The organism is Vitiosangium sp. GDMCC 1.1324 (assembly GCF_003044305.1).
Lineage (GTDB): Bacteria > Myxococcota > Myxococcia > Myxococcales > Myxococcaceae > Archangium.
In genome coordinates this window covers 1-13619 of record NZ_PZOX01000009.1, presented here as the reverse complement: position 1 = coordinate 13619, position 13619 = coordinate 1, and the positions used below count along the sequence as shown (strand labels likewise).

Annotated in this window: 3 protein-coding genes; 1 reads left to right on the top strand and 2 read right to left on the bottom strand. The window is 69.5% G+C overall.

Annotation, left to right across the window (positions count from 1 at the left end):
* Positions 1–189 precede the first annotated feature (189 nt).
* Complete coding sequence (locus DAT35_RS25480; protein ID WP_108069761.1) at positions 190–1947, bottom strand: hypothetical protein; 1758 nt, start codon at positions 1945–1947, stop codon at positions 190–192.
* Positions 1948–2403: 456 nt separating this feature from the next.
* Complete coding sequence (gene sbnA / locus DAT35_RS25475) at positions 2404–3372, bottom strand: 2,3-diaminopropionate biosynthesis protein SbnA (RefSeq protein WP_108069760.1); 969 nt, start codon at positions 3370–3372, stop codon at positions 2404–2406.
* Positions 3373–3574: 202 nt separating this feature from the next.
* Here sbnA and DAT35_RS25470 point away from each other — a divergent pair.
* Positions 3575–13619: non-ribosomal peptide synthetase (locus DAT35_RS25470; protein WP_158501869.1), on the top strand; the 10045-nt coding region annotated here is incomplete at its 3' end.

The following is a 13619-nucleotide window of genomic DNA, read 5'->3' as shown; positions in this document are numbered from 1 at the left end:
ATCAAACGGCGTCCTCTTCTGCTTCAGGCGAGGAGGGGACCATACCGACGGCAGTTGCCGCCGCCAAAAATGGTCCCAACGGTAAGGCCACCACGAACATTCGTCTTGATCTTCATGTGTTGCTCCTAGTTTGCGACGTACTTCACTTAGATTGAGAACGGACGCGGTGTTTGTGATTCCAGATTCGGGTCAATTTTCAAATGCCTGCGCGGTGATGCCCAGCTCATCCCGGAGCACATCCAGCAGGTAGGGCAACGCGCGGATGGTGCCCGTGCGCAGGCGGTGATTGAGCGAGAGATCCACGACGGAGAGCTTCCGCGCCGGGTGGGGGCGCTGGAGCAACGCATTGACCTGGCGCTGAGTCTCTTCCAGGGCGTGAAGCGCTGAGCGTTCAATGGCCAGGAACCCCGCGATGGCATCCGCCACGGCGTCGAGGACGTCCCCCCGGGCCCCCGAGGGAGCGCCCGCGCGCGAGTGGATCAGCTCCCGGAGCCGCAGGCGGGCAGTCTCATCCACATCATCTCCCGCGGGGATGAAGGCATCCTGGAAGCGAAGCCGCGTGTCCTCCCGGAAACCCCTCATGCCCTGCTGGGCGCGCTCGTACATCTCGATGCGGCGAGCCTCTCCCCACTCCCGCAGGGGGGGCTGGTCCATCCCAGAGAGCTGGAGCAACTGCCAATCGAGTTCGACACGCTCGCGCAGCCGACCCAGGACTCCACCCGGCTCATCCTCCACCTCGAGAAGCGCCGTGCGAACCCTCTCGTAGGTGCGGCACATGCGAATCCAAAGCGTGGACTGGAGCGCATAGAGCTGGAGTCCGAGCAGCCCGTAATCCACCGCCGTGGGGATCTCCGCGGCCCACGCCGTATCGGGTGTGGCAGCACCCTCCACGGGCTTGCCATCCAGCAGCGTCGCGAAGAACTCTTCCACCATGTGCGGAGGACCGGCGCAGACACCCCGGCTCGAGAGAAACTGGTTTTCGTGCTCGGAGACTCGGTACAGCTCGGCCGCCGTGATGGGCGAGTCGTAGGTCATCGGCTGCTCCGTGCGGGCGAGCAGATAGGACATCACCATCCGCACGCCGTCCGTCACCCGGAACAGGGAGGACAGCACCGGATCCAGCGCACCGTTGGCAACGGGCGCGTTCGCGCGCATCAGCAACAGGGTCGGCAGGGCCAGCACTGCGCAGCACACGGCGTGAAGATCCCCCACCCGCCAGCTCCCATCTGGGAGCAGGGAATAGCGGCGCAGGAACTCCGCGCGAATCGCGAGCGTCTCCTGCAACACGGGCTTCCAGTGCCGCGTCATGGCCCTGAGCGCCGTCAGGTTCATCATCGCATCGTCCCGATAGCGGCTGCCCGGATAGGGGCACGCCCGCCACTCCGTCGGGAGCTTCATGCGCATGGCATCGGGGAAGACGTTCATCTCCCCGATGTGGCGTCCCTCCGCGTCGAGCGCCGGGTGCGCGACGCGATGCACTGGGACTACCGCTTCGATGAAGCCCAGCTCCAGCGGCTCCCCCACCAACCGCTCCATCACCTGGGGGCAGTCCGGGTTCCACCACAGGGGCTCCGTGGGGGCGTCCCGCCGGGCCTCTTCCGCCAGAAACCTCTCATGCTGGTCACTCTCGGGAGAAGCGCTCGGGGCCTCACGTGAGAGGATGTCCTCGGACAGCAGGGCCTCGAGCAACTCCCTCACGCGCTCCCAGGGGTAGGGCTCACCCGCGCTCCAGGTGGTGGCGCTGCCCGCCATGAACTGATCCTGCTTGAGCAGCGCCTCCCCAAAGGAGAGCAGGTCCGGCTCATCGATCGTTATCTCCTTGATGCCGAAGAAGATGCGCAGCTCCCGGGTGCCCTCCGGGGTGGTCACGTACTCACTCGAGAAGCGACGCCGCATGGGCAGATACAGCGTCTCATGGGGATCAACCGGCACGGCTTCCTGACTCATGCGAGGGCTCCTGGGAGCACAGGCCTGAAATGCCCAGGCGCGTCGTGCTCCACGACAGGGATGGTCTCCCTGACTGAGCACGGGACCCGGCCTTGTGATTCGCTTCGCTTCGCGTCCAGAAGCCCCGCTGGGAGGACGAGTGGGCCGCTCCCGCCCCCCCGCGAAAACGAAGTCGCCAGCAGGCGGCACACCGCCCACTGGCGACTCGAATCAACCGGCCTCCCCTTCTACGTCAGGCGACCGCATAGATGCGGCAGTTGCCGCCGCCAAAGATGTAACCAGCTGCCTGACCACCCCGGATGTTCGTCTTGATCTTCATGTGCTCGCTCCTCGTGGGTTATGCACTGCACCCGGACAGAGCACGAAGCCATGCGTTTGTGATTCCGCGCGACCTCCCCATCGAGTGCACAGAGGCTGCTCCTCGGAGGATGCCTGCCTGGAGGGCGAGGTGGCGGCCTACTGCTCGAGCCGGGCGCACCAAGGATCGTTGAAGACCGTGTCCAGGTACGGCCCGCCCTTGTCCGCGCACAGGAAGAGCACCTGCGGCGGCGCCGACAGCGACCTCATCCGCGGCAGGTACCTCTTCACCGCCGCGTAGCATGAGCCCGATGAGCCCCCCACCAGCAGCCCGTGCTGGTACAGCAGCTCCCGACACGCCCTCACCGTCTCCACCTCCGGCACGTTCACCACCTCGTCGATGAGCGCCCGGTCCACCAGCTCCGCCCTCACGCTCGCGCCGATCCCCGGAATGTGCCGCTTCTTCGGCGGCCCCCCGAAGATCACCGACCCCTCCGCGTCCACCGCGATCACCTTCACCGACGGGAAGCGCTCCTTGAGCCGCTGCGACACCCCCGCGATCGTCCCGCCCGTGCTCACCCCCACGAACACGTAGTCCAGCTGCTTGAACACCCGGCAGATCTCCTCCCCCGTGTAGCGGTAGTGCGCCTCCGCCACCTTCGGGTTGCCGTACTGGTTCGGCCAGAACGTGTCCTCCAACTCCTTGCACAGCTCCTGCACCTTCCTCAGCCGCGTCTTCAGGAAGCCGCCCGTCTCGTCCCGCTCCTGCACCTTCACCACGCGTTTGCACATCCGTTGCAGGAACGCCTCATTCGACCCCGCGATGTTTGGATCAATCACCGGGATGAACTCGAGCCCCAACAGTCGGCAATAACTGGCCATCGCGTTGGCGAAGTTGCCCGAGGAGGACTCGATGAGCGTCGTGCGCTCCGTCACCTCCCCGCTCTCCACCGCTGACTTCAGGATCCAGAAGGCCGGCCGATCCTTCAGGCTCCCGAAGGGGTTGGCGTGCTCCAGCTTCGCGTGGAGCCGGATCCCCTCCGCCGCCAACTCCACCACCGGCGTCTCACGCAGGCTCCCTTGCAGCAGAGCCACCCTCTCGGACAGGGAGAGATTTTCTGGGTTCATGGAAATTCGCACTTTTCAAGAAATATTTACCAGCCGTGAACATCCACATACTCCTTGAAAACCGCCAGAAGTTCAATGTTGAATGAAGGCCATTCGGAAGGCCTGAAAAAGCAGATTGCCACGGCTCCAGCAGAGACCTGGGGACGGCGGCTCTTTGGGATTCAGGCGCGTCCACTTTCCCTCGAGCGCAATGAGCGACCGCGTGCATCCCTCCAAGGCCCCGACATTGATGGACCTGCTCGCCCTCCGGGCTGAACAGCGCGCCGACTTCCGGATCTACACGTTCCTGGAGGACTCGCCCGGGGAGGAGTCGATCCTCACCTATGCGGAGCTGGACGCGCGCGCTCGGCGCATCGCGGCAAGCCTCGGACCCAAGGCGGCCGGCCAGCGGGTGATGCTGCTCTACCCTCCCGGCACTGAATACATCGCCGGCTTCTTCGGGTGTCTGTACGCCGGGGCGATCGCCGTTCCCGCCTACCCGCCGGATCCGACCCGCCTGGAGCGCACGCTGCCGCGCCTGCGCGCCATCATCCGGGATGCGCAGGCGTCGGTGGTGTTCACCAACTCCTTCATCCTGTCCATGTCGGAGTTCGTCTTCGAGCAGGCCCCCGAGCTGCGCGAGCTGAAGTGGGTGGCGACCGACGAGCTGCCTTCAGGGCAGGAGGCCGAGTGGCGGCGCCCGGAGCTGACGAAGGACTCGCTGGCCTTCCTCCAGTACACCTCGGGGTCCACCGGCACGCCCAAGGGCGTGATGCTCAGCCACTCGCACCTGCTGGAGAACCTGCGCGCCATCTCCCACGCCATCCGCAGCTCGGCGGAGGATCACTGGACCATCTGGCTGCCGCCCTACCATGACATGGGCCTCATCGGCGGCATCCTGCATCCGCTCTACGCCGGTAACCCCGTGGCGCTCATGTCGCCGCTGACCTTCCTGCGGCGGCCCTTCCGGTGGCTCGAGGCCCTCACGCGCTTCGGGAGCACGATCTCCGGCGGACCCAACTTCGCCTACGACCTGTGCGTGCGCAAGACGACGCCGGAGGAGCGCGCCACGCTCGACCTGAGCCGCTGGCGGCTGGCCTTCAACGGCGCGGAGCCCATCCGCCCGGAGACGCTCGGGCGCTTCGCGGAGGCCTTCACTCCCCATGGCTTCCGCCCTGGGTCTTCCTACCCGTGCTACGGCCTGGCCGAGGCGACGCTCTTCGTCACCGGAGGCGATCCGAGCGAGCCGCCCGTGCTGCAGCCCTTCCGCATGGCGGAGCTGGAGCAGCATCAGGCCCTGCCCGCGAGCGAGGAGTCGCCCGAGGCCCGCCTGCTCGTGGGCAGCGGCAAGAAAGCGATCGGCCATGAGGTGATCGTGGTGGATCCGGTGACGCGCGAGCGCCGTGCACCGGGCGAGGTGGGGGAGATCTGGTTCTCCGGCCCGAGCGTGGCCGGCGGGTACTGGGGCCGGCCCGAGGTGTCCGAGGAGACGTTCCGGGCCCGGACGGCGGACGACAGCGGGCCCTTCCTGCGCACCGGAGACATGGGCTTCCTGCGGCAGGACGGAGAGCTCTTCGTCACCGGCCGGGCCAAGGATCTCATCATCATCCGCGGGCGGAACCACTATCCGCAGGACCTCGAGCTGACGGCCGAGCGCAGCCACCCGGCGGTGCGCGCGGGCTGCAACGTGGCCTTCGCCGAGGAGGGCGAGGACGGTGAGCGGGTGGTGGTGGTGGTGGAGGTGACGCCGCGAGAGGGCTTGGACACCGACGAGGTGGTGGCCGCCGTGCGCTCCGCCGTGGAACGAGCGCATGAGCTGCGCGTGGACACGGTGGTGCTGGCCCGACCCGGAGCCGTGCCCAAGACGTCCAGCGGCAAGCTCCAGCGCCGCGAGTGCCGGCAGATGCTGCGCGAGGGCCATCTGGAGATCGTCGCCCGGTCCGCGCTCCAGGCCCGTCCCCAGGAGGAGGAGGCCGGAGCCGAGGAGACCGCGCCCGACGTGGACTCGCTGCGCGCCCTGCCCGCCCCCGAGCGCCACAAGGCCCTGTTGGCCCTGGTGCGCCGGGAGATCGCCCGCGCCCTGCGCACATCCCTGTCCGCCGTGGAGCCCTCGCAGTCCGTGAGCAACCTGGGTCTGGACTCGCTCGCGGCCGTGGAGCTGGGCAACGCCCTCGAGCAGCACCTGGGGGTGACGCTGCCCCTCTCGCGCGTGCTGGCCGGTCCCTCCCCTGAGGAGCTCGCCCGTACCGTGGAGGAGGTGCTGACCACGTCCACCGCTCCCGGACTCGAGGCGGCGCCCGGTCCCACCCACGGCGATTTTCCGCTCACCCCCGGCCAGTGGGGCCTCTGGTTCCAGCACCAGCTCTCCCCCCACACCACCGAGTACAACGTCACCCACGCCACGCGCGTGCGCTCCGAGCTGGATGTGCCCGCCCTCCACCGCGCCTTCCAGGCCCTCGTGGATCGGCACGCCAGCCTGCGCACCCTCTTCGTGCGCGTGGACGGCCAGCCCGTGCAGCGCGTGCTCCCCCAGGCCCGCGTCCACTTCGTCCAGGAGGATGCTTCTGCGTGGGACGCGTCCCGCCTGAGCCAGCGCCTCGGGGAGGAGGCCGCGCGTCCCTTCGAGCTCGCGTCCGGGCCCCTGATGCGGGTGTACCTCTTCTCCCAGGCCTCGGATCAGCACGTGCTGCTGCTGAGCTTCCACCACATCATCGTGGACCTGGTCTCGCTCGCCGTGCTGTTCCAGGAGCTGGGTGAGCTGTACGAGCGCTCGCGGCGCGGTGAGCCTTCTGGCCTGCCCCCGGTGCGGCTGGACATGTCCGGCGTCGAGCGCCAGCAGCGCGAGTTGCTGGCCCGCGAGGGCGAGCGGCTGTGGGAGCACTGGCGGCAGCGGCTCGCGGGCGAGCCCGTCCCCCTGGAGCTACCCAGCTTCCGCCCTCGGCCTCCCGTGCAGACGTACGCGGGCGCCGTCCACACCTTCCGCCTGCCCCCGGCACTCGCCCAGCGGCTGCTGACGCTCACCCGCGAGCGCGGCGTCACCCTCTACACGCTGCTCCTCGCCTCCTTCCAGACACTCCTCTACCGCTACACCGGGCAGGAAGACGTCTGGGTGGGCTCCCCCGCCAGTGGCCGCACCCGCCCCCAGCTCAGCGGCGTCATCGGCTACCTCGTCAATCAGGTGGTGCTGCGCGGAGACCTCTCCGGCGAGCCCTCCTTCGAGCAGCTCCTGGAGCGCACCCGCACCGTGGTGGTGGACGCCCTGTCCCATCAGGAGCTTCCCTTCACCACACTCGTGGACCGGTTGCGCGTGCGGCGTGATCCCAGCCGCCCACCCCTCGCCCAGGTGGAGCTGGTGCTGCAGCGCTCGCACCTCCCCGGCCAGGAGGCCCTCAGTGGCTTCGCCCTCGACGAGAGCGGCGTGCGCATGCGCGTGGGCGGCCTCGAGGTGGAGTCGCTCGCCCTCGAGCGCCACGTGGCGGAGTTCGATCTCACCCTCACCTTCGCCGAGCTGGACGGCACGCTCGCGGGCTCGCTGCGCTACAACGTCGACCTCTTCGACGCGGGCACCATGGCCCGGATGGCCGGGCACATGATCCGCCTGTTGGAGGGCATCGCGGCCGATCCGTCCCAGCCCATCTCCCGGCTGCCCCTGCTGTCACCCGAGGAGCGCGCGGAGCTCACACGCGCCCCCCGCGTGCGCCATGCGCTCCGTTCCGGAGAAGTGTGTCTGCACCGGCGTTTCGAGGAGCGCGCCGCGGCGGTTCCCGAGGCCGTGGCCCTCTCCTTCGAGCAGCAGCGGCTGAGCTATGCCGAGCTGGAGGCGCGCTCCAACCAGCTCGCCCGCTACCTGGCCCGTCAGGGCGTGGTGCGGGGAGATCTCGTGGGCCTCTACCTGGAGCGCTCGCCGGAGATGGTGGTGGCCGTGCTCGCCATCCTCAAGGCGGGAGCGGCCTATGTGCCCATCGACACCGCCTACCCGGCCGATCGCGCCCGCTTCATGCTCGAAGACAGCCGCGCTCGCGTGCTCCTCACCCAGGCGAAGCTGACCGGCGCCCTCGGCGAGATGGCCTCCCGCGTGGTGCTGCTCGATGAGGACGCCTCGCGCATCGCGTCCGAGGAGCGCTCGCGGCTGGAGGTGCCCTCCGCTGGCGAGGATCTCGCGTACATCATCTACACCTCGGGCTCCACCGGCCGCCCCAAGGGCGTTCAGGTGACGCACGCCAACGTCGCCCGCCTCTTCGACGCCACCTGGGACTGGTTCCGCTTCGACGGCTCCGACGTCTGGACGCTCTTCCACTCCATCGCCTTCGACTTCTCCGTCTGGGAGCTGTGGGGCGCCCTGCTCTACGGTGGCCGTCTGGTGGTCGTTCCTCACCTGGTGAGCCGCTCCCCCGAGTCCTTCCACCAGCTGCTGCGCTCCGAGCGCGTCACCGTCCTCAACCAGACGCCCTCCGCCTTCCGCTCCCTCATCCAGGCGGATCTCTCGGCTCCCGCTGGCAGCGAAGCGCTCGCCCTGCGCTACGTCATCTTCGGCGGCGAGGCCCTCCCCCTTCAGAGCCTGCGCCCCTGGTTCGAGCGCCATGGCGACGAGCGCCCCCTGCTCGTCAACATGTACGGCATCACCGAGACGACGGTGCACGTCACCTACCGGCCCATCCGCGCCCGGGACGTGGACGAGGCCCCGGGCAGCGTCATCGGCGTGCCCATTCCGGATCTCTCCCTGCTGCTGCTCGACAAGCACCAGCAACCCGTCCCCGTGGGCGTGCCGGGTGAGATGTATGTGGGCGGCGCGGGCGTGGCGCTCGGCTACCTCAACCGCCCCGAGCTCACCCTCCAGCGCTTCATCGCGGATCCGTTCTCCTCCGAGCCGGCCACCCGCCTCTACCGCAGTGGCGACCTGGCGCGCCGCCTCCCCGATGGCGACGTGGAGTACCTGGGCCGCATCGACGACCAGGTGAAGATCCGCGGCTTCCGCATCGAGCTGGGCGAGATCGAGAGCGCCCTTGCCCAGCACTCCGCCGTGCGCGAGGTGGTGGTGGTGCCCCGCGAGGACGGCTCCGGCGAGAAGCAGCTCGTGGCCTATGCCGTGGCCCACTCGGGCACCGCGGAGCCCTCCGTGGGCGAGCTGCGCTCCTTCCTGCGCGAGCGCCTCCCCGAGTACATGGTGCCCGCCGCCTTTGTCTTCCTGGACGCCATCCCTCTCACCGCCAACGGCAAGGTGAACCGGCGCGCACTGCCCGCCCCGGATCGTCTGCGCCCCTCGCTGCGCGAGGGCTACGTGGCTCCCTCCAACGAGCTGGAGCGGCAGCTGTGCGTCGTCTTCAGCGAGGCGCTCGGGCTGGAGCCGGTGGGCGTCGACGACAACTTCTTCGAGCTGGGAGGTGACTCCATCCGCAGCCTGCGCGTGGTGGCGCGCGCCCGCGAGCACGGGCTCACGCTCAGCGTGGCGGAGATGTTCGAGCACCAGACGGTGCGCGCCCTGGCCCTCGCACTGCGGCGCGGCGGCGAGGAGTCCACGCGCACCGAGCCCTTCTCCCTGCTGTCCGCCGCCGACAGGGCCGCGCTGCCCGAGGGCCTGTCCGACGCCTACCCGCTGTCCATGCTCCAGGCCGGCTTCGTCTTCCACGCCGAGTTGCGCCAGGGCTACGAGGTGTACCTCACCAGCTTCCACCTGCGCGTGCGCTTCGACGAAGACGCCCTGCGCCGGGCGCTCGCACAGCTCGCGCGGCGTCACCCCATGCTGCGCTCGTCGTTCGACGTCTCCTCCTTCAGCGAGCCCCTCCAGCTCGTGCACGAGCGCGTCACGGTGCCGCTCACGGTGCTCGACTGGCGCGGCCGGACGGAGGACGAGCAGCGGCGGGACTTCGAGTCCTGGAGCCTCGCCGAGCGCCGGCAGGGCTTCTCCTGGCGTCAGCCTCCGCTCATCCGGCTGCATGCGCACCGGTTCACCGACGACACCTTCCGCATCACCCTCTCCGAGCCCTTCCTCGACGGCTGGAGCGTCGCCTCGACCTGGTCGGAGCTGCTGCGGCTCTATGTGGCCTCGCTCGATGGCGAGACGCCCGTGGAGGCCCCTCCCGCTACCACCTACCGGGACTTCGTCGCCCTGGAGCGCTCGGCGCTCGGCTCCGAGGAGTCTCGGAGCTTCTGGGCCCGCGAGCTGAGCCGCGTGGAGCGCGCGCCCCTGGCCCACTGGCCCCTGCGTGACGGCGAGTCCCCCGGCCAGCACATCCGCATCCTCTTCCCCGTGGCCGACGAGACGTTCGCCGGCCTCAAGCAGATCGCCAACGAGACGACGCTCCCCCTCAAGAACGTCCTCATCGCCGCTCACACCCGCGTCGTCGCGCTGCTCACCGGAAGGGACCAGGTCGTCACCGGCATCATCGCCAACGGACGCCCCGAGGTGCCCGGCGGAGATCAGGTGCTCGGCATCTTCCTCAACACCATCCCCCTGTGCATGGACCTGACGGGCGGCTCCTGGCACGACCTGGCCCGCGCCGCCTTCGAGGCCGAGCGCGCCCGGCTCCCCCACCGCCGCTTCCCTCTGGCCCAGCTCCAGAAGTCCTTCGGCGGCGGCCAGCCCCTCTTCGACACCGCCTTCAACTTCACCCACTTCCACGTCCTGGATCGGCTGCGCGAGCTGCGCGGGCTCGAGGTCCTCGACATGATGGCCACGGACCAGACGTATTTCGCCTGGACGGCCTACTTCAACGTCGACACCGCCAGCACCTCGCTGCACATCGCCCTGGACTGCAACGGGCTCGGCGCCGATCAGGTCGAGTCCATCAAGGCGCACTACCTGAGCGTGCTGAGCGCCATGGCCCGCGCGCCCCAGAGCCGGTACGACACCGCGGAGCTGCTCCCGGAGCGCGAGTGGCAGCAACTGCGCGCCTGGAACGACACGCGCGCCGAGCCCGTGGGAGACACGTGCGTCCACCACCTGGTGGAGGCACAGGCCGCCCGTACGCCCGATGCGGTGGCGCTGGTGCACGAGGAGCGGCGCATCACCTACCGCGAGCTGGATGCTCGCAGCGCGAGACTGGCGAGTGAGCTGCGCTCCCTGGGCGTCGGCCCCGAGACGCGCGTCGCCGTGTGCCTGGAGCGCACGCCGGAGATGGTGATCGCCCTGCTGGGTGTGATGCGGGCCGGCGGCGCCTACGTGCCGCTGGATCCGGCGTACCCCGCCGATCGACTGGCGTTCATGCTGGAGGACTCCCACGCCCCGGTGCTCATCACCGCGCAGCGGCTGCACAGCGTGCTGCCCGCGCACCGGGCCCAGGTCGTCCACCTGGAGGCGGACACTGAAGCACCGGCCGCCCGCGAGCCGCTGGCTCCCGCGAGCACCGGGCCGGACAACCTGGCCTATGTCCTCTACACCTCGGGCTCCACGGGCCGTCCCAAGGGCGTGGCCATCGAGCACCGCAGCGCCGTGGCCTTCTTGCGCTGGGCCCACTCCGTCTTCTCCCGCGAGCAGCTCTCCGGCGTCCTCGCCGCCACGTCCTTCTGCTTCGACCTGTCCGTCTTCGAGATGTTCGCCCCGCTGTCCCGCGGCGGCACCGTCATCCTCGCGGACAACGCCCTGGCCCTGCCGGGTCTCAAGGCCGCCCGTGAGGTCACGCTCATCAACACCGTGCCCTCGGCCATGACCGAGTTGGTGCGCGCCGGTTCCATCCCCGCCTCCGTGCGCACCGTGAACCTCGCGGGCGAGCCCCTTCCGGGCTCCCTCGTGCGCGACCTGTACCGCACCGGCACCGTGGAGCACGTCTACAACCTCTACGGCCCCACCGAGGACACCACCTACTCCACCTACGTGCGCGTGCCTCGCGACGCCCGCGGCGAGCCCACCATCGGACGCCCCCTCACCGGCACCTCCGCCTGGGTGCTCGACGCGCTCCGGCGCCCCGTGCCCGTGGGCGTGCCCGGCGAGCTGTACCTCGGCGGCGCAGGCCTCGCCCGCGGCTACCTCCACCGCCCCGAGCTCACCGCCGAGCGCTTCGTCCACAACCCGTTCTCCCGTGAGCCCGGCGCCCGCCTCTACCGCACCGGCGACCTCGTGCGCCTGCTGCCCGATGGTGAGCTGGAGTACCTCGGCCGCATCGACAACCAGGTGAAGGTGCGCGGCTTCCGCATCGAGCTCGGTGAGGTGGAGGCCGTCCTCCGCCAGCACCCCTCCGTGCAGGACATCGTCGTGCACGCTCGCTCGGACTCCCCGGGCGGCAAGCGGCTGGTGGCCTATGTCGTGGCCAGCGCCGGGCACTCCCCGGACCCGGCCCAGTTGAAGGAGCACGTGCAGCGGCACCTGCCCCTGTACATGGTGCCCTCGGCCTTCGTGACCCTCGCCGCCCTGCCTCTGACTCCCAATGGCAAGGTGGACCGCAAGGCCCTCCCCGCTCCGGAGGCCTCCCGCTCGGACAACACCTACGTCGCGCCTCGCACCCTCACCGAGGAGCTGCTCGCCTCCGTCTGGTCGCGCGTGCTCCGCGTGGAGCGGGTGGGTGCGTACGATCACTTCTTCGAGCTCGGTGGGCACTCGCTGCTCGCCACCCAGGCCATCTCGCGCATCCGCGAGGCCTTCCAGGTGCACCTGCCCCTGGGCAGCCTCTTCGAGGCTCCTACGCTCGCCGCACTCGCGGAGAAGGTGGATGCGCTCCGTCAGGCCCAGCAGGGACAGGCGGTGCCTCCGCTGCTGCCCCTGCCGCGCATCGAGGCCCTGCCCCTGTCCTTCGCCCAGCAGCGCCTGTGGTTCCTGGATCAGCTCGAGCCGGGCAACGCCGCCTACAACGTGCCAGCCGCTGTGCGCTTCACCGGCGCACTTGACGTGGATGCGCTGCGTCGCGCCTTCTCCCAGCTCACCCGGCGCCATGAGGCCCTGCGCACCATCTTCCGCACCCACAACGGGGAGCCCCTCCAGCACGTCGCCGAGTCCCTGGAGCCCTTCTTCACCGTGCGCGATCTCTCTGCGCTCTCCGAGGCCGAGCGCTCTGAGGAGGTGCGGCGTCTGGCCGCAGAGGAGGCGATCCGGCCCTTCGAGCTCACGAGTGGCCCCCTCTTGCGCGTCACCCTGCTGCGCATGGCCGAGCGCGAACACGTGGTGCTGCTGACGATGCACCACATCGTCTCCGACGGCTGGTCCATGAACGTCCTCGTCGAGGACGTGACGGCCCTGTACGCGGCGCTCACCTCGGGCCAGCCCTCGCCGCTCAAGCCCCTGCCCGTGCAGTACGCGGACTACGCCGCCTGGCAGCGCCGCTGGCTGCGCGACGAGGCCCTGGAGAAGCAACTGGACTACTGGCGCCGGCAGCTCGCGGGCGCTCCCGAGTCCCTGGAGCTCCCCACCGACAGGCCTCGCCCCGCCGTCCAGTCCCTGCGTGGCGCGAGCTGGTTCGTCCACCTGCCTCGCGAGCTGGCCGATGCGCTCCAGTCGCTCGGCCAGAGCGAGGGCGTCACGCCCTTCATGGTGCTGCTCGCCGCCTTCGAGGTGGTGCTGCACCGCTACTCGGGCCAGGACGACCTCTGCGTGGGCACGCCCATCGCTGGCCGCAACCAGGTCGAGCTCGAAAGCCTCATCGGCTTCTTCGCCAATACTCTGGTCCTGCGCACCCGCGTGGAGCACTCGTCCACCTTCCGCGAGCTGCTCTCCCGCGTCCGCGCGGCCTCGCTCGGCGCCTACGCGCACCAGGACGTGCCCTTCGAGAAGCTCGTCGAGGAGCTCCAGCCCCGGCGCGACCTGAGCCGCTCACCCCTCTTCCAGGTGATGTTCACCTTCCAGAACAACCGCCTGCCGGATACCTCCCACGCGGGTCTGGAGCTCAGCCGACTCGACGTGGACCACCGCACGTCCAAGTTCGACCTGGAGCTAGTGCTCGCCGCCTCCGCCGACGGTCTGCGCGGCCGCTTCGAGTACAGCACCGACCTCTTCGACGAGGCCAGCATCGCCCGTCTCTCCCAGCACCTGCGCACGGTGCTCGAGTCCGTCGTCGCTCAGCCGGAGCAGCGCATCGGTGACATCCCCCTGCTCCCCGCGTCCGAGCAGAATCAGCTCCTCGTCGAGTGGAACCGCACCCAGGCCGATGTCCCCCTCGATGTCTGCTTCCACCAGCTCTTCGAGGCTCAGGCGGCCCGGACTCCCGATGCCATCGCCGTCTCCGACTCCGCCTCTTCTCTCTCCTACTCGGCCCTCAACTCCCGCTCCAACCGCCTCGCCCACCTCCTGGTGGACTCCGGCCTCCAGCGCGACTCCCTCGTCGCCCTCCTGGCTCCCCGTAGCT

Bases quoted from the DNA above. Each gene is read 5' to 3' on its own strand.
- DAT35_RS25480 (WP_108069761.1), bottom strand. From the start codon at position 1,947: ATGAGTCAGGAAGCCGTGCCGGTTGATCCCCATGAGACGCTGTATCTG.
- sbnA (WP_108069760.1), bottom strand. From the start codon at position 3,372: ATGAACCCAGAAAATCTCTCCCTGTCCGAGAGGGTGGCTCTGCTGCAA.